At 60.1% G+C, this 16782-nt stretch carries 18 protein-coding genes; 1 reads left to right on the plus strand and 17 read right to left on the minus strand.

Annotated elements, in window-relative coordinates; translation table 11 throughout:
• The first annotated feature begins 703 nt into the window (after positions 1–703).
• A complete protein-coding gene (locus tag NV64_RS06515) occupies positions 704–2707 on the plus strand; it encodes a bifunctional diguanylate cyclase/phosphodiesterase (protein WP_101505569.1) in 2004 nt (667 codons plus the stop codon).
• Between the two features lie 102 nt (positions 2708–2809).
• On the opposite strand, the gene NV64_RS06520 is transcribed toward NV64_RS06515, so the two are convergent.
• From NV64_RS06520 to NV64_RS06600, 17 genes are read right to left on the minus strand one after another with little or no spacing between them, the layout of a single operon-like run.
• Positions 2810–4039, minus strand: coding sequence for a beta-ketoacyl-ACP synthase (locus NV64_RS06520; protein ID WP_199177632.1), 1230 nt, complete (start codon positions 4037–4039; stop codon positions 2810–2812).
• Complete coding sequence (locus NV64_RS06525; protein WP_101505570.1) at positions 4036–4767, minus strand: 3-ketoacyl-ACP reductase FabG2; 732 nt, start codon at positions 4765–4767, stop codon at positions 4036–4038. Before NV64_RS06525 ends, NV64_RS06520 begins: the two co-directional genes overlap by 4 nt.
• The gene (locus tag NV64_RS06530; RefSeq protein WP_101505571.1) at positions 4764–5240 is read right to left on the minus strand and encodes a hotdog family protein; all 477 of its coding nucleotides are present in this window, start codon (positions 5238–5240) and stop codon (positions 4764–4766) included. Before NV64_RS06530 ends, NV64_RS06525 begins: the two co-directional genes overlap by 4 nt.
• Positions 5237–6391, minus strand: a complete 1155-nt coding sequence (locus NV64_RS06535; RefSeq protein WP_101505572.1) for a beta-ketoacyl-[acyl-carrier-protein] synthase family protein — start codon at positions 6389–6391, stop codon at positions 5237–5239. The genes NV64_RS06530 and NV64_RS06535 overlap by 4 nt, the downstream gene beginning before the upstream one ends.
• Positions 6388–6954 (minus strand): DUF3261 domain-containing protein, encoded by a 567-nt coding sequence (locus NV64_RS06540; RefSeq protein ID WP_101505573.1) that lies wholly within the window; start codon positions 6952–6954, stop codon positions 6388–6390. The genes NV64_RS06535 and NV64_RS06540 overlap by 4 nt, the downstream gene beginning before the upstream one ends.
• Complete coding sequence (locus tag NV64_RS06545) at positions 6951–9269, minus strand: MMPL family transporter (RefSeq protein ID WP_101505574.1); 2319 nt, start codon at positions 9267–9269, stop codon at positions 6951–6953. Before NV64_RS06545 ends, NV64_RS06540 begins: the two co-directional genes overlap by 4 nt.
• Entirely contained in the window at positions 9241–9855 is a 615-nt protein-coding gene (locus NV64_RS06550) for an outer membrane lipoprotein carrier protein LolA (protein ID WP_101505575.1), read from the minus strand. Before NV64_RS06550 ends, NV64_RS06545 begins: the two co-directional genes overlap by 29 nt.
• A complete protein-coding gene (locus tag NV64_RS06555; RefSeq protein WP_101505576.1) occupies positions 9852–10274 on the minus strand; it encodes a thioesterase family protein in 423 nt (140 codons plus the stop codon). The genes NV64_RS06550 and NV64_RS06555 overlap by 4 nt, the downstream gene beginning before the upstream one ends.
• Positions 10268–11977 (minus strand): glycosyltransferase, encoded by a 1710-nt coding sequence (locus NV64_RS06560; protein ID WP_101505577.1) that lies wholly within the window; start codon positions 11975–11977, stop codon positions 10268–10270. The genes NV64_RS06555 and NV64_RS06560 overlap by 7 nt, the downstream gene beginning before the upstream one ends.
• Positions 11971–12315 (minus strand): hydroxymyristoyl-ACP dehydratase, encoded by a 345-nt coding sequence (locus NV64_RS06565; protein WP_101505578.1) that lies wholly within the window; start codon positions 12313–12315, stop codon positions 11971–11973. The genes NV64_RS06560 and NV64_RS06565 overlap by 7 nt, the downstream gene beginning before the upstream one ends.
• Positions 12302–13618 carry an AMP-binding protein gene (locus NV64_RS06570; RefSeq protein ID WP_233208942.1) on the minus strand — a complete coding sequence of 439 codons (1317 nt, stop codon included), beginning with the start codon at positions 13616–13618 and terminating at the stop codon, positions 12302–12304. The genes NV64_RS06565 and NV64_RS06570 overlap by 14 nt, the downstream gene beginning before the upstream one ends.
• Positions 13619–13629: 11 nt before the next feature.
• Complete coding sequence (locus tag NV64_RS06575; RefSeq protein ID WP_101505580.1) at positions 13630–14190, minus strand: hypothetical protein; 561 nt, start codon at positions 14188–14190, stop codon at positions 13630–13632.
• 16 nt (positions 14191–14206) lie between these two features.
• On the minus strand, positions 14207–14455 hold the full coding sequence (locus tag NV64_RS06580) for an acyl carrier protein (protein WP_101505612.1): 249 nt from the start codon (positions 14453–14455) through the stop codon (positions 14207–14209).
• A 20-nt stretch (positions 14456–14475) separates the two neighbouring features.
• Positions 14476–14745, minus strand: a complete 270-nt coding sequence (locus NV64_RS06585) for a phosphopantetheine-binding protein (protein WP_101505581.1) — start codon at positions 14743–14745, stop codon at positions 14476–14478.
• A gap of 19 nt (positions 14746–14764) precedes the next feature.
• Positions 14765–15559, minus strand: coding sequence for a 1-acyl-sn-glycerol-3-phosphate acyltransferase (locus tag NV64_RS06590; RefSeq protein ID WP_101505582.1), 795 nt, complete (start codon positions 15557–15559; stop codon positions 14765–14767).
• Positions 15552–16280: a beta-ketoacyl synthase chain length factor gene (locus NV64_RS06595; RefSeq protein WP_101505583.1), complete on the minus strand. Its 729-nt coding sequence runs from the start codon at positions 16278–16280 to the stop codon at positions 15552–15554. The genes NV64_RS06590 and NV64_RS06595 overlap by 8 nt, the downstream gene beginning before the upstream one ends.
• A gap of 55 nt (positions 16281–16335) precedes the next feature.
• Complete coding sequence (locus NV64_RS06600) at positions 16336–16719, minus strand: hypothetical protein (protein WP_101505584.1); 384 nt, start codon at positions 16717–16719, stop codon at positions 16336–16338.
• Positions 16720–16782: the final 63 nt, after the last annotated feature.

The following is a 16782-nucleotide window of genomic DNA, read 5'->3' on the forward strand; positions in this document are numbered from 1 at the left end:
CAGCGGCCCGTTGCCGGGGATTATGACAGCCACAATGTAATAGTCAGGACGAAGATTATAAGGGTTAGGGAGGTGACTGCAAGTACCACAATGGCAAACTGCGCATCATCCAGCGGGATCCGGGGCTCTCTTTCCGGTTTTAATTCAGAACTCTTTTTCATGTTCAGCCACAGCGTACTGACAAAAACCCCACCCGGGTGCCAGTAAAATTTAAATGACGTCCATTTCATACAGTCAGATAAAATTCAAAATTCGCCGTCCGGACAGGGCAACAAAATAAAGAATTACTTACGTAAAATCAGCGCAGAACCCAGACAAAATAGCAGCATCAGCCTGCAACACCACTCTGTCTGATGCGAATAATCATAACACAGCGGTGAAAAAGATTAATGCATTAAATTGACTTATATCCGCTGATTCAGGAATAAGATATTCCTTTTGGTAATGCACCCACAGCAGGTTTAGCTACCCTCCTTATCTTTGCGCCGTGAAACAGTTTATATAAATTAATGCAAGTCTCTGAGTCGTATCGGATAAAATGCCTGATTACGCACGCTTAACGTCACGCGCCGTCCAGCGTCATTACGCCTGTTTTCGCCGCGTTTTGCGCCAGATGACATGGACTCAGGCCTGAAATGGCTTGATAATACTGGCGCTAACGTGACAGCTTCGCCCTGATTCTTGCAGCGCTACCAGGTTTATTATGTATCGACATCGCCTTCCTGAAGAGAGTTTATTCATTTTTGAACAGATTATTGAGCAGAGCAGCCAGGCGATTTTTATTGTCGATAACATTCTGGCGCTGACCTTTGCTAACCCGGCGGGTGAAGTGCTTTATCAGCAACTGCTGAGTAGCGGAAAGCTGCGCGATGCCCTGCTGGCGGACGATCCGCTATGCGATCTCTCTTCCCCACGACAGCCCTGCTATCTGCGCACCCGAGTGGTGAATCTGAACGCTCCCCCTCACGCCGGTGACACCCTGCTGATCGCCAGCGACATCACCACCGAAGTGGTCGCACAGCAGGACGCGCGGCTCTCCCGCTGGCGTCTGGAGAAGACGCTGGAGCTGGCGGAAGAGGGCTTCTGGATGTGGGATATCACCAGCGGCATGATTTCACACAACAGCGACTGGAACCCGCTGTTTGGTTTTAGCGACGGCAAGCTGACCCACCATCAGGATGCAATGTTCGCCACGCTGCATCCTGACGATATTGCGTCGGTAAAACAGCATTTTTCCGCGCACCTCAGCGGGCAGACCTCGCAGTTTCACTGCGAGTACCGCGTGCTGACCGCCGCAGGCCAGCGCTGGGTGCAGAGCCACGGTAAGGCGGTGCGTCACGACGGCCAGGGGCAGGTGGTGGAGATGCTGGGTAAAGCCAAAGATATTACCGAAAAAAAACGCCGGGAAAGCGCGATGTTACAGCTGGCCTGGCAGGATCCGCTGACCCAGTTAGACAACCGCGCGCGCTTTTACGATAAGGTCGAAGCCGCGCGGACGCACGCCAACAACGGCCAGTTTTCCGCCCTGCTCTACCTCGACCTCAACCGCTTTAAAGAGGTCAATGACAGCCTCGGCCACAGCGCCGGTGATGAACTGCTTAAGCTGACCGCCCAGCGCCTGCGTGCCACCCTGCGCAGCCATGACACCATCGCCCGGCTTGGCGGCGACGAGTTTGCCGTGCTGGTGACCAACCTTGGCGAAAGTCACGCACCCGCGCGTGAAAAGTTGATCCTGCTGGCCGACCGTCTTTTGCACAGTCTGGAGCAGGATGCGACGATCGCCGAACGCCACGTCAACATCAGCAGCAGCATTGGCATCTACCTGTACCGTGACGACACCACGCCAATCGCGGAGATGATGCACAAAGCCGATATGGCGCAGTACTACTCCAAGCGTAACCAGCGCAAGTGGATGTTCTGGTCGTCGCGCCTGCATGCTGAACAGCGCCAGCGGGACAGCATCGAGAGCGGCCTGCGCCGCGCGCTGAACAACGACGAGTTATTCCTCGAGTACCAGCCGCAGTTTTCGCCGGCGGGGATCCCCCTCGGTCTGGAAGCGCTGCTGCGCTGGCGTACGCCGGACGGTGAACTGGTGCCGCCCGCGACCTTTATCCCGGTAGCCGAAAACAGCGGGCTGATCCTCAATATCAGCGAGTGGGTGCTGGAGCAGACCTGTCGTCAGCTGAAGGCCTGGCAGTCGCTGCGTGGCATGGACCAGGTACACGTCTCGGTCAATATCAGCCCTCGCCACCTGCGGCGCAGCGACTTTATCGCCCAGGCGGAACGCATCGTCAGCCGCAGCGGCATCGTGCCGCAGCGGCTGAGTTTTGAAATTCTGGAAACCGCGCTAACCGATATCGACGACGTGCAGCGCAAGCTGCTGGCGCTGCGCGATATGCAGCTCGGGATTGCGCTGGATAACTTCGGCAGCGGCATGGCCTCGCTGACCGGGCTGCGCCGTCTGGGGATCGATGAGGTGAAGATTGACCGCTCGCTGGTGATGGAGATGAACAGCAACGCCCAGCAGCTGCAAACCATCCGGGCGATTATCGCCATGTGTCAGGCGCTGGATATTAATATCGTTGCCGAAGGCGTAGAGAACCGGGCGCAGTTTGATACCCTGTGCCAGCTTGGCTGCCACCGTTTTCAGGGCTGGCTGTTTTCACGATCGCTGCCGGTGGATCAGGTGCAGAGTTTGTTTATGTGAGCTGCAGACGGGCAGGCATTTAAAGCCGAACGGGACAGACATCAGCACCCCGTTACACGGCGACTCACGCCAGGCCCCTGCCCTGACGTGAGTCGCTGCCCTTTAAGGCCAGCGCCGGAAAATCAGCGACGTATTAATGCCGCCAAACGCGAAGTTATTGGACTGGATGTAATCAGTTTGCAACTGACGCGGCTGATGCATGATGTAGTCCAGATCGCCGCAGTCCTCCGCCGGTTGCGTCAAGTTCAGGGTCGGCGCAAACCAGCCCTCACGCATCATCTCAATGCTCATCCAGGCTTCAAGCGCACCGCAGGCACCCAGCGTGTGGCCAAAATAGCTCTTTAGCGAGGAGATCGGCGTATGTGCGCCAAACACCGCGGCGGTCGCCAGGCTCTCTGCCACGTCACCGCGATCGGTGGCCGTGCCATGAGCGCTGATATAGCCAATATCACCGGCCGTCAGCCCGGCGATGCGCAGCGCCCCTTCAATACACACCTGCATTGTTTCGCGCTGCGGCTGGGTAATATGTGCAGCATCGCAGTTGGTATGAAAACCGAGAATCTCAGCATAAATAGTGGCACCGCGCGCCTCGGCATGTTCCAGGCTTTCGAGAATCAAGGTACCCGCGCCTTCGCCGATCACCAGGCCGTCGCGCTGACGGTCAAAGGGTGAGGGCGTACTCTGCGGGCGGTCATTACGCTGACTGGTGGCGAACAGCGTATCGAACACCGCCGCCTCTGACGGGCACAGCTCTTCCGCCCCCCCAGCGACCATCACCGTTTGATAACCATGACGAATGGCCTCCCACGCGTAGCCTATTGCCTGGCTGCCAGAAGTACAGGCGCTGGAGGTAGGGATCACCCGGCCGCGCAGGCCAAAGAACAGCCCGGCGTTGACCGCTGCGGTATGCGGCATCATCTGAACATAAGTGGTACCGGTAATATTATTGGTGTGTTTCTCGGTCAGCATAGTCGCAAACTCGCTGACCGGGCCGGTGCTGCCGGTGGACGAGCCATATGCAATGCCGGTGGCACCGCTGGTCAGCACCGGGTGTTCCAGTAGCCCGGCCTGCTCCAGCGCCAGTTCGGTGGCCCGGGTTGCCATCAACGATACCCGGCCCATTGAGCGGATACGCTTGCGCGTATAGTGCGGCGGTAGCGTAAAATCATCTACCGGCGCGCCCAACTGAGTGTTCAGCCCGGCATACACCTGCCACTCCGGCATCGATCGGACCGCATTTTTTCCTGCCCGTAGCCGTTCAGCCACCGCCGGCCACCGTTCTCCGAAGGCGGTCACCCCCCCCATACCCGTTACCACCACACGCTGGATCACAACATACCCCCATTGATCGAGATCACCTGGCGCGTCACGTAACCCGCGATATCCGACATCAGATAACTGGCCAGCCCGGCCACTTCGTCCGCCGCCCCCATCCGCTTCATCGGAATCATCTTCATTGCTTCCTCCAGCGCCGGCTCTGCCATCTGAATCATGCCGGTGTCGATCAGGCCGGGCGCGATGCAGTTAACCGTGATGCGCCGTTTAGCCAGTTCGATGGCTAATGCCTTAGTGGCACCGATAATACCGGCCTTGGCGGCACTATAGTTAACCTGCCCACGGTTGCCCGCAAGGCCCGAGACCGAAGAGAGCGTGATAATACGCCCACCGCTTCGCAGGCCGACCATCGGCATTACGCAGGGCTGGATCACATTGTAAAAACTGTCGAGGTTGGTGTGAATCACGCTGTCCCACGCCTCATCATCCAGAGCCGGGAACGCGCCATCACGGGTGATCCCCGCATTGCTCACCACACCGTAGTAAGCGCCGTAGCGTGCAATATCGGCTTCCAGCTCCTGACGGCACTGTTCGCGGTCAGCGATATCAAAAGCCAGCATGCGCCCCTGCACGCCTGCTTCAGCGATCGAGCGTAACGTCTCCTCTGCGCCCTGCCGGTCGCGGTGGTAATGTACCACTGGCGTGAAGCCGTCTGTTGCCAGGCGCAGTGCAATGGCACGGCCAATACCTTTACTGGCTCCCGTCACTAAAACTGAACGCATCATCCGTTATTTCCCTGTTCTATAATTTTCTGTAACTCTAGGTTATCAGGCTGATAGGTATTCAGCCGTCCGCTGGCCACACAGGCATCATCGATGCAAATCTGACCTTCAAAACTGCCCATTTTTTCATCACGCATCAACAGGGTGACGTGAACATTCAGCCAGCAGTCAGCGGGAAATGCGGCCAGCGTCGTGCGATAGCCTCGCCCCCCCAGCAGCATGCCGATTTGCGGCGCAGCATCATCCCGCCGTTGCGCATGCCAGCCGGACCAGACGCCGATGGTCTGTGCGAGGATCTCAATGCCATACCATGCCGGTAACGCACCGGCAGCATTGAGAAACGGGGCCAGTACGCTGCACGCGCTAACCTGCACCCGGCAGTGTGCCGTCTCTTCCGTCACTGCGATTACCCGATCAATCAACACCATGGGTGCGGAATGCGGCAGGTAACGGGCGGCAGGCAGGTAATCGGTCATGGAATCGTTCCTAAGATCAGGCAGGCGTTATTTCCGCCAAAGGCAAATGAATTACTGGCAATAAAGCGTTGTTTCAGCTGCTGCTGCTGCTGCAGCAAGCCAAATTCACCCAGCTCAGGGTCCGGGCTGCTAACGCTGAAATCCTGGGCGGGGAGCGGCAGTTCAGCGGTTAACAGCAGCCAGCACAGCGCGGCTTCGGTAATACCCGCCGCGCCGAGGGTGTGTCCGGTCAAATGCTTGGTAGAGCTGCAGGCGACCAGGTCCCCAAACAGACGCCGGATCACGGCGGCTTCGACCTGGTCATTCAGCCGGGTAGCGGTACCGTGCAGATTGATATAGCCCAGCTGCTGGGGTGCAAGACCCGCCTGCTGCAGCGCCTGTGACATCGCACGTTCCGCGCCGGCCCCCTGCGGGTGCGGTGCAGACATGTGGTATGCGTCGGAGGACTCACCGACGCCAAGCAGTGCCACGCCCTGCCGTTCACGGCCAAGCAGCATCAGCGCGCCCGCTTCGCCAATGGTAATACCGTCGCGCTGTTCGCTGAACGGTGTGCAGCGCCCGCGGGAGAGCGACTCCAGGCTGTCGAAACCGTTTAACGGCATGCGGCTGAGGGTATCCGCCCCGCCGACAATCGCCACGTCAGCCAGCCCGGCTGCAATCAGCCGCTGTCCGCTGATCAACGCCCGCGCGCTGGAGGAGCAGGCGGTAGAGAGCGTATACGCCGGGCCGTCCAGCTGCAGGTAGTGCGCCAGAAAACGCGACGGATCGCCCAGCTCCTGCTGGTAATAGTGATATCTATCCTGACCCTCGCTGATAAAACGGTCACCCTCATCCAGTCCCGAGGTGCTGGTGCCAAGCACGATCGCCACGCGATCGCGACCAACGCGGGCGATGGCCGCATCAACCTGAGGGCGGATCTGCATTAACGCCGCCAGCAGCAGCTGATTATTACGGCTCTGGTGGGCCATCAGATAAGGGGGGATCTCCGGTAACGGGGCATCAATACGCCCCGTCCAGCAGGGCCGGTCATTTGTCAGCCAGCGATCGTCTGGCCGCATGCCTGGTGCGACGCCCCGGCGCAAATTTTCCACCACCTCATCCTTTGAGGCCCCCAGAGCATTAAGCATACCCACGGCAGTAATGGTGATCATGACGCGTTCAGATCCTGAATAGTAATTTGGTAGCCAAAGGCAAACTGCTGCACGCTCACCGGCAGGCGTTGCGAACCGCGCTGCAGATAGCGGATTTCGGTGATCAGCTCCCCCTCTGCATCGCGCAGCTGGCGACGATCTCCCCGATCCTTTAGCGTCCAGCCTGGCGGCAACTGTTGCTGCCAGACGGCCAGCGGCCAGCGACTCAGCATAATGTCGGCCAGTACCTGACTGGCTGGCGGCATCTCCGGCAGCACCAGCGACTGCTCGGTATGGATCCCCTGCTGATTGTAGGTGACACGAAACAGGCGGATACCGAGCGATGAAAGTCCGGCCAGGGTTATTTGCTGCGCATCAGCGTTCAGCAGCACCAGTAGCGACTGCTGTCTGCCTTTAAAACTGCCGGTCAGCAGCTGCTGCTGGCTGAACGGCGGGCTGATGCCCGGTGCCGGCAGCATCACGCGCACGCCAGGCTTCAGCCACGCCTGCGGGCGGGCGTCGGGCGGGCGGGCGCAGCCGGTTAACAGCAGCACCGCACAGAGTAGCGCCATCAGCATTTTCATTTTGCTTTCCTTTTGGGGGCCAGCGCCAGCGGAGCGAGCAGAAAGGCGGTAAAGATGCCGCAGCACAATACAATACCGAAACTGCTAATCGCCTGGGTGCTGCTGAATACCAGCATCCCCAGTGTCAGCAGCGTGGTGGCCATTGCCAGCATCACCGCCAGCAGTGAGGTGATCGGCGTGCCGCGTGGATTGCTGAAGAACAGCGTGTAGTTAATGCCAATTCCCAGTACCAGCACCAGCGCCAGCAACGAGAACAGGTTAAGGTTGTGCCCGGAGAGGGCCAGTGCGGCCAGGCCGGCGGCCAGCGACAACAGCGATGGCAGGGTACAAATCAGGCCGCGGCGCAGGCCAAGCCGCACGATATAGCTGCAGGCGATCGCAGCAACGGCCGCCAGCAGCAGCCAGCTCAACATCCCGCGGTAGAAGGCAAATAAGCGGCTAAAACTCTCTTTACGGTCGTTCCAGCTGACGCCTGGCAGCGCAGCCACTCGCTCCGCCAGCGCGGCACCGTGGGTTACGCCGGACACCGGCACCAGCACCGCGCTGCGACCGTCTGGCCGGGTGAGCCACAGTAGCCGCCAGCCCTCGCTATTTGGGCTGGCTAACCACGCCACGGGCGTGACCGGCATCGCCGTCACATCCGCCGCCGGTACCGTTATCCCGGCGGCCTGCAGGCGGGCGTTCACCGTCGGTGCGGCCTGGCGCAACAGCTCAAGATCGTGCTGCTGCTGTGCCAGTGAAGCCAGCGGCAGCAGGCGGTATCCCTGCAGCCAGCCGCGCGCGTGCGCCTGTTCCAGCAGCGGTGCGACCGCCTCCAGCCGTTGCAGGGTCTGCTCTGCCGTTTCGCCATGCACCGTCAGCCAGGTTTGATCGGCGCTCTGGCCGGTCAGTTCGGTGATCTGTTTCTCCTGCTGCAGCAACGCGGCAGGCAGTTGCTGTAACTGGGCAATATCATCATCAACCCGCAGCTGACTGAGTCCGACCATAGAGAACAGTGAGACAGCCAGCGGCAGCCCGACGTTCAGCCATCTTCTGCGCCGCCATGCCGCCAGCCAGCGTCCCAGCAGCGCCAGCCCAGGAACCGGACGCACCGGTAGGCCGGCCACCAGCCAGGGATACCAGCAGATGACCGTCAGGCAGGAAGCGGTGAGGCCGGCAGCCGCAAACACCGCCAGTTGACGGATGCCGGGGAACGGGGCCAGCACCATGATCAGCCAGGCAATCGCCGTGGTCCCGAGCGCCAGCAGCAGCGTCCGCTTCACCTTGGCCAGGCTCTGCCAGGGGGTGACATCCGCCCCGTGCACCATCCGTTCGGTAAGGTAATAGAGGGTGTAGTCAGCGGAGATGCCAACGATGCTCAGGCTCATCACCAGGGTCATCAGGTGCAGTTCGCCAAAGCACAGCAGGGTGATTACCGTCCCGGCCAGCGCGCCAATCGCCACCGACAGCGTACACAGCAACAGCGGGCGCAGCGATCGAAAGACCGAGAAGACCAGCAGCAATACGCCGATAACTGTCGCCAGCCCGAGGGTGGAAACATCGTGTCGCGCCTGCTGGCTGGCGTAGTCGCTGAACCAGACGGTACCGCGTGAGAGTAACTGTGCGGCAGGATAGACATCCTGCCACTGCTGTTGCTGCTGCCGTAGCTGGCCGATAAGCGCATGGCTCTGCTGCATATCGAACGAGTCACCGGCCAGCTCACCATGGATGAAGTACCAGCGTTGCCCTTGAGCATCACGCGCGGTAAGCCAGCCGTCGCTGAGCGTCAGACGGCTGGCATTTTTTTGTAACGCCAGCTGCGCCCCCCTGACCAGCATCAGCGGATCGTGCTGCAGTTCCCGGCCGCTGACCCCGGAGAACGCTGAAAACAGCTGTGCCAGCACCCAGTCAGCCTGCCCCGCCCCGCCCTGCTGCAGCCGAAAACGGGTGGTCGCGTCGATCAGACCGTTGCGGTGCTGCCAGGCAAACGCTCCCCACGCCTGCTGCTGTGCGACATCCAGCGGTCCGCGCACATTTTTCAGCGCCGGCAGCTGGCGCAGACGCGCCAGCCAGGCGCTGGCGACGTCGGGATTATCCTGTTCACCCGCACTTACCAGCCAGACCATCTGCCGATCCAGCCGCTGCATAAATCCCTGCTGCAGATCGGCCGGCATGCCGCCCAGCGTCTGATCCGGCAGCAGGGCCAGCACGCTGCCGTTAATGCGCGCCTGTGGCCATAACCCCCCCAGCGCGCTCAGCAACAGCAGACAGGTAAGCAGCCATGCCAACGCCGGCCGGTAACGACGCTCAGAAGTCAAAACGCTGCCGCTCTTCATCGCTCAGGCTGGCTGGCGTCAGACGCTGCTGACTAAAGGTGATGGCCGTTCGATCGCCCTGCCGGTCGTCCAGCGCAATCTGATCGAGATACTCAGCACCCTGCAGCGTAATGGTGGTAAACAGCTTATCCAGCGGGGTAGTGACCGGCGTCAGCACCAGCCGCCAGCGTTCGCCACCCAGACTTTTGAAATCCAGCGTGAAATTCTGTTCCAGTACCTGGCGGTCGGCCTGAAACAGCGCGCGCAGCAGATGATTAAACTGAAACATCTGCGGATTGCTCTCTGCGGTGACGATCTCAGGCGGCTGGCCATTCATCACCTGCACCATGCGTTTTTCATCCAGCAACAGCGTGAGAGGAAACGGCTGCACCTGCTGCCACCAGAGTCCTTTATCGCGGGCAATCAGCAGTTGACCACGGGATGTAAGCGGCTGTGCCATGCCGCTGATCTGCCGCAGTTGCTCAAAACTGGCGCGTACTACAGGCTGGCTGGCGAAACGCTGCTGCAGCGTCTCCAGCGTCTCCAGCGTGACGGCGCGGGCGCCGAGGCTGAACAGGGCCAGCGCGATCAACACGATTTTTTTCATGGCTGGATCCCCAGACGCTCAAACAAGATGGCCGGGGAGACAAAGCTCAGAGCATGTTCCCCCTCGGCCACTGCGACCTGGATGGTGTAGCCGGTGGTGGTCCGCCGGCCGCTCTGCACGTCGAAGATTTGATAGCTGATACGCAGCCGGTTCTCCACTTCCTCCAGCGTGGCACGTACGCGGATCCGCTGTTCAAAGGTCAACGCACTGCGGTATTTCACCCGGGTGTCGACCACCGGCCACAGATAGCCGGAGGCTTTCATTTCGCGATAGCCGTAGTTAAATTTCGCCAGTAGTGCTTCCCGCGCCACCTCGAAATAGCGGAAATAGTTACCGTGCCACACCACGCCCATAGCATCCACATCGTGGAAGGGCACGGTCAGTTCAACCTCGGTGCTGAAACGCGGATCGTTTAACACGGTGAATTTTTCTCCTGTTGCTGAACGCCAGATTCCGGCAACTGCCAGAAATCAAAAAAGTTAAACCAGTCGAGCGGTGAAATCAGCGCATGGTGCGCGAGCCGCTGTGCGTACTGATCGACCACCTGCTGTAATGCCTGCTGGCGCTCGCCGCGCGGGAGCAGCAGCGGATCGGCAAAGGGTTCACAGTAGAGTCGCAGCCTGCCCTGTTCGCGCAGGGCGAACATCAGCAGCACCGGGCAGCGCAGCGCCGCCGCCAGCACAAAGGGCCCCTGTGGAAATGGCGCAGGTTGACCCAGAAACTCGCTCCAGACCACCCGCCTCTCGCCGCCGCGCTGGCGGTTCACCGCGGTACGATCGGCGACGATAGCCACCCACTCGCCGGCATCCAACTTTTGCTGCAGCAGTATGGCGGTCTCCGGGCCAATGGTGCTGACGGGGATCACGTTGACGCTGGCCTGCGGCGCAATCTCGTCGAGCACGTGTTTAAAACGCCGGGCATTCTCGGTAAACACCAGCGCATTAATCACAAGGCCGCTAACTTGCTGTGCCAACGCCCGGCAGGCTTCAATATCCCCCAGATGCGACGCGAGGATCAGCCTACCGCCCGGCCTGCCGGCAGCGATCGCGGTTTCGGCGCCAGGGGCAAAATCGATATCCTTGCCCCACTGCAGATCGCCGCGCCAGCTGGCAATTTTATCCAGCATCGCGTCCCCAAAACGCAGAAAATGGTGGAAGCTGTTAAGCGGTCGCGGCAGGATTTGCTGCTGCGCAACAGCATGGCGGCCGATGGCCAGCAACCACTGCTGTGACGCCCGCCGCTGACGTGCCCCACTCAGCCAGTAGACCGCCACCACCGGCCACAGCAGCAGCGTAAAGGCAGAGCGCCCCAGACGCTGGTAAACCTGCAGCATAAAACGCATGCCCCACAGCCCTTTACGCTCCTGCGCGACCGACCAGTGTGGCTGACGCCGTTGACGCAGCAACTGTGGGATACGTGGCAACATGCCGAAAAACAGCCGGGTATGCATGAGGCTGATACGCAGATTGTCGCGCAGCCCATCAAAATGCGATACGCCATCTGGCGGATAGACAACGCGGGTGGGGATAAACCGGCTCGGGGTGCCCGCCCAGTAGAGGCGCACCATAATCTCGGTGTCGAAATCCATCCGCTGCCCAATCGCCTGGCGCTGTGCCAGCGCCAGCGACTCCACCAGCGGATAGACGCGGAATCCACACATGCTGTCCTTCAGCGAAAACGACAGCGTCTCCACCCACACCCAGAAATGGGTCACATAGCGGCCGTATAGCCGCGCGCGCGGCACCGAATTGTCATACAGCGGCTGGCCGGAGATCAGACTGTGCGGCTCAGCCCGGGCTGCCGCCAGTAATGCTGGGGCATCTTCAATATGGTGCTGACCGTCGGCATCGACCTGCAGCGCGTGGCTGTAACCGCGGGCGGCCGCCTGAGCCAGCCCGGCCATCACCGCCGCCCCTTTACCCTGATTGGAGGGCAGGCGTAACAGTTCGATGCCCGGGCCGATCAGCGCGGCGAGCTGTGCCGCCGTTTGCGTGTCACTGCCATCATCGACGATCAGCACCGGCAGATTAACGGCCGCCAGACGCGCCAGCACCGCGGGCATCATGGCACCGTGGTTGTAGCAGGGGATCACTACACAAGGCAGAAAGTCGCGTTTCAACACAAAGTCACCTTGCCGCTGCTGGCGGGCGTACGTCCTTGAGGCTGAATAATCTCGTAGAGGAAAGTCAGTTTTTGCGGTGCCTGCCAGCTCAGCGTTAACGCCAGGCTGGCACCGGGCAGAACCGGGTGCTGAAACTTAATGCTCTCTACCGCCACAAACGCTTTGCCCGGTACCAGCAGCTGAGTGGCGTAGTGGATCGCCCAGTCGAGCTGGGCCACGCCTGGCAGCAGCGGCTGAGCAGGGAAATGCCCCTGAAACCAGAACAGTTCCGCATCCACACGCAGCAGCAGTTCAAGCCGATCGGTCTGCCGGGTGACGCCAAGCTCAACGGGCAACATAAAATAACTCCTGTATTTGCGGCCAGTCACGTTTGCTCTGGCTGTTGTGAGGGATCGCCGCCACCACGCGCCAGAAGCGCGGTATGGCCACCGGCTCCAGCCAGCGCTGCAGCTCGCTGCGCCACTGACGTTTCAGCTGGCTGACATCATCCCCTCCGGCCGCCAGCACCAGTACCACACCAATTGCGCTGCGCCCGCCACGCGCGATCTGCAACGCGGCTGCATCAACAATGCCGGGCAGCGCCAGCAGCCGTCGTTCGATTTCACTGAGCGAGATGCGCTTATCTTCAATTTTCACGATGCGATCGCGGCGCCCGCACAGCTGGAACTGGTCACCGCTGAAGCGCAGATCGTCATCCAGTTGCAAGCCTGCTGCCTGCGGGATCAGCGGTGAGCGTGCCCACCATGTCTGCTGTGGGTCCTGCACGAGTGCCACGCCTGCGAAAGGTTGCCAGCCGGTACGCTCGGTAAGTCGACGACGGCTGGCCAGCACGCCAGTTTCAGTACTGCCATAGATTTCATCAACCGCCTGGCCGAGCCCCGCACAAACCCGGCTGGCATCGTCCCATGCCAGCGCGCCGCCGGCAGAGATCACCAGTTGACAATGTGGCGGCCGCAGAGAAAAATCGATGCGACGCAGGAAAGCCGGGCTGCCGATCAGCACGTAGCGCGCCGCCGGACGCGCCGCCAGCTGTTCGCTGTAATAGATCTGCTGACTGTCAAAGGGAAGGCCCAGCGCCAGTGGAAGGATGATGCGAAAACTCAATCCATACAGATGCTGATGGCTGACAGAGGCGATCACCTGGCAGCCGTGCAGCCGTGTTTCCCACAACGACGCCAGCCAGCGCGCCTCTTCATCCAGGCAACGAACCGGCTTCACCACTTTACGCGGCACGCCGGTCGACCCAGAAGTAAAGAGTATCACCGCAGCATCGGCAGGCACCGCTGGCAGCGCAGACATCGGCTCATCGCTGGGGTCAGGCACCGTCAGCAGCGGGCAGTTCAGCGTTAACGGCCGATCGCCGATCGCACCATCGAATTCCGTCTGCTGCTCTTCAAGCAGAGACGGACGAAGGTGACCGGGGATCACCGGCGTTTTCCCCGCGTGCAGGGTGGCCAGTAACGCCACGCTGAACAGATAGCTATCTTCAAAGCAGAGCGCCCAGCGTTGTTCAGGTTGCGACAGCAGGCGCTGACCCAGCTCACGGACCTGCTGCTGCCACCGGTGGCGGGTCAGCATGCTGCTGCCCCGCCAGGCAATCACATCATCACCCGGAGCGGTCAGCCACGCAGCCAGTGGCAGCACCGCCCTGCTCACCGAGCCGCTCGCATACGCTGGCGAATGCACCATTCGCAGGCCATCAGCAGCCCGATCAACAGATAACTGATTACCCCGTTCCATAGCGTCCACCAGTACACAGAATCAGCCAGGCAGGTGAACAGCGCCACACTGCCATTGAAAATAAAAAAGCCGCACCAGACCTGCGTCACCCGGCGGGTATAAACCACCGCATACGGAGGCAGGTCTGGTTCGCGCACCCTTGCCAGCCGCTCGACAAGGGGCATTCGGCTGAACAGTGAGGCAGCAAACAGCAGCAGCAGGATGGCATTCACCGCCACCGGATACCACAGCAGCAGCCGTTCGTTCTGCAGCAGACTACTGACGAGACACAGCAGTGCCGCCGCCGCCGCCAGCCATTTTCCTGCAGAGGCCAGCGCTCCCTTACGGCGACGTAACGCCAGCCAGCGCAGGACAAACAACAGTGCCAGTGGCAACAGCAGGCCGCGAAGCGGCGGGTGGCTGATGCTAAGCCAGACCAACGGCGGCCACAGCAGCAGTAGCAGGCCGCTCAGCAACGTTATCAGACGCGGCATGCCGGTGCCTGCATGGTCACTCTTCACCGATCAGCTGTTCGACCGCATCCACGACATCCTGCACGGTGCGCACCGATTTGAAGATTTCCGGCTTGATTTTGCGGCCAATGCGCTTTTGCAGATGGACGACCATATCCACCGCATCGATGCTGTCCAGCTCAAGATCCTCATACAGCCGGGATTCCGCAGTGATGTCTGCGGCATCCAGTTCGAACAGCTTCACCAGCAGTTCCACGATTTCCTGATAGATCGCATCTTTTTCCATCATAAAGCCTCCCGCTGCGTTCAGGGTGCCAGCGCAGTGCGCTGAGCGTGGATAAAGGCCGCCAGGGTTGCGACAGAGTAGAAGTGCTGGCGCATCTCGTCACTTTCAGCTGACAACACCACGCCATAGCGGTTTTTTACCGCCAGCCCCAATTCAAGGGCGTCAATCGAATCGAGACCCAGCCCGTCACCAAATAACGCCGCGTCGGTTTCAATCTCATCCGGGGCGATCTCCTCCAGATTAAGTGTGTAAATAATCATCTGTTTTATTTCGAGTGATAGCTCGTTCATACGGTCTTCCAATTATTCATTAATCTACTGGCGTTAATGCCTGTTGCAAAAATTGGGTCAGATGACGAACCGCGCGCGGGTACGTCTCTTCTTCACCGGCGATAAAATCGTCTATCGCAATATGCTGCCGGACGCTGACCCGAAAAATGGGTTTCTCCGGCGGAATATGGTACCAGCGGCTCTGCTTATTCAGCGTTTTCTGGCTACAGACAATCTGCACCAGCCGTAAATCACCGCCGCTGCGCACGGCAATATTCGCCGCACCACGTTGTAGTTTCAACGGCATACCGGGCTCGCTGCGTGTACCTTCCGGAAAAATGATAATCACGTCGCCCTGCGCGAGCCGCCGCTGACTGTCCGGCAGCAGCGTTTCCGCGTGACTGTTAACCAGGTAGTCTGCAGCGCGGATCACGCCGCAAAAAAAGAGGTTATCTTGCAGCCCGGCTTTCACCAGGCAGTCGGCTTCCGGCATCGCCGATGCCAGCAGCACATAATCTATCAGCGTAGGGTGATTGGCGACCACCAGACAACGGCGCTCACTGCGCAGCAGTTCTGCGTTATCGATATGATAGTCAAGGACGCCCAGCGCGCGTGCGCTGCGCAAAAACAGTCGAAAACTCCACGAGATACTGCGCCGGGCCAGCTGACGACGGCGTAATGGATCGCGCTGTATCAGCAGCAGCAGGTTGAACCAAACCAGCGACAGCAGCAGGCCACCCGCGCCGAACAAGGCAAAGCAACAACCGGTCATCAGCAGGCGCCAGCCGCGATTGAGCCAGCGGCCCCGGGTTACCGTCAGCACGCCTTCACTCATCGCGGCATTCCCACTGCCAGCTCACTCTTTCACCTGTCACGCAAAAACGTTTCTGCCCGGCCAGCCGGGCATGCAGAAACTGTAAGCTCTGAGGGAGAGCAGCCCACCGGGGAGAGGATAGTGGCTGACCGTAACAGCTGCAGTGGTCGCCCGCCGCCAGCAGGAGGGCCACGGCATAAGGTGCATGCAGCGTCTGATCGCTAACGTGGGGACGGTAAACGGCAGGAATAGCCCCATCAAAGTCCACCAGCATCACCTGTTGATAACCTGCGGCGTGCAACGCGGCGACTTCCACCAGCCCCTGCTGGAAAGAGTCGATACCGGCGGAGAGTGAGGTTGCGACCAGCGGCGCGGCGGCGGCAATGGTCAGGCTGCCCACGGCCGCGTTGTGAACGGACATGGTGAAGTCGGTAGGCGACGGCGTCTGCTGTTGCGCCAGCGCGGTCAGGATACGCAGATTACGTTCGAGCTCGCCATGCCGGCTGGTAAACACCACCGCGTCAACCGAATGACGGTGCAGCAGCTCCAGCCCACAATCGACCGCTGCGCGGCTGCCTTCATTTAACCGACGGGCGGCCATCATCGGTAGCTGGCTGCATTTCGCCAGCGGCAGCGCAGCATCGATGGTTGCCGGCAGTGCGCTCCAGTTCAGCCACTGTTCAGTGGTGCTCAGGCCGGGTGCTCTGGCGTGCCAGTCGAGCAGAGTAAAGGCTAATTGCATAAAAGTTCTTCATTTGACTGGTCACAAGAGGGGTTCCTGACCGGTCAATCCGCCCTTACTGCTGCTGTCCGGCCAGACGCAGCTGGATTTGGCGATCGAGATTGGTCACCCAGCGGTTATAGTTGCGGTGTATCTGCCCCGCCCCTGCCAGCAGATTCTGGCTGGCGACATAATTAATCTGATACTGGCTGGCGCTGTAGGTGATGCGAATATCGGCGACGTGACCACGCTGAGCGAGGTGGCCGTTAATTACACCGAGCTGTACCGGCTGCATGACCCATTCGCGATCGGCACCCGCCTGCAGGATCGCCGTTTTAAGTTGATTGTCGCTGTAATGAATGTTCAGCGTCTGGGTAACATTATGGATTGGTTGTGTACGTGAGCAGCCTGCCAGCATCAATACAGCAAAGGCAACGGCCAGATAAAGATGTGCTTTCATAGTGTCCCTGAATGATTTGTCCCGATACATCGCGCGTTGAGCCAACGCTGGTGAGACCAAATG

Source organism: Erwinia sp. B116 (assembly GCF_002865965.1).
Classification (GTDB): domain Bacteria; phylum Pseudomonadota; class Gammaproteobacteria; order Enterobacterales; family Enterobacteriaceae; genus Erwinia.

Coding starts and splice junctions, on each gene's coding strand:
- NV64_RS06565 (WP_101505578.1), bottom strand. CDS start 12,315: ATGTTGCCCGTTGAGCTTGGCGTCACCCGGCAGACCGATCGGCTTGAA.
- NV64_RS06525 (WP_101505570.1), bottom strand. CDS start 4,767: ATGATGCGTTCAGTTTTAGTGACGGGAGCCAGTAAAGGTATTGGCCGT.
- NV64_RS06550 (WP_101505575.1), bottom strand. CDS start 9,855: ATGAAAAAAATCGTGTTGATCGCGCTGGCCCTGTTCAGCCTCGGCGCC.
- NV64_RS06575 (WP_101505580.1), bottom strand. CDS start 14,190: ATGCCGCGTCTGATAACGTTGCTGAGCGGCCTGCTACTGCTGCTGTGG.
- NV64_RS06590 (WP_101505582.1), bottom strand. CDS start 15,559: ATGAGTGAAGGCGTGCTGACGGTAACCCGGGGCCGCTGGCTCAATCGC.
- NV64_RS06580 (WP_101505612.1), bottom strand. CDS start 14,455: ATGGAAAAAGATGCGATCTATCAGGAAATCGTGGAACTGCTGGTGAAG.
- NV64_RS06545 (WP_101505574.1), bottom strand. CDS start 9,269: ATGAAGAGCGGCAGCGTTTTGACTTCTGAGCGTCGTTACCGGCCGGCG.
- NV64_RS06595 (WP_101505583.1), bottom strand. CDS start 16,280: ATGCAATTAGCCTTTACTCTGCTCGACTGGCACGCCAGAGCACCCGGC.
- NV64_RS06600 (WP_101505584.1), bottom strand. CDS start 16,719: ATGAAAGCACATCTTTATCTGGCCGTTGCCTTTGCTGTATTGATGCTG.
- NV64_RS06530 (WP_101505571.1), bottom strand. CDS start 5,240: ATGACCGATTACCTGCCTGCCGCCCGTTACCTGCCGCATTCCGCACCC.
- NV64_RS06515 (WP_101505569.1), top strand. CDS start 704: ATGTATCGACATCGCCTTCCTGAAGAGAGTTTATTCATTTTTGAACAG.
- NV64_RS06585 (WP_101505581.1), bottom strand. CDS start 14,745: ATGAACGAGCTATCACTCGAAATAAAACAGATGATTATTTACACACTT.
- NV64_RS06535 (WP_101505572.1), bottom strand. CDS start 6,391: ATGATCACCATTACTGCCGTGGGTATGCTTAATGCTCTGGGGGCCTCA.
- NV64_RS06540 (WP_101505573.1), bottom strand. CDS start 6,954: ATGAAAATGCTGATGGCGCTACTCTGTGCGGTGCTGCTGTTAACCGGC.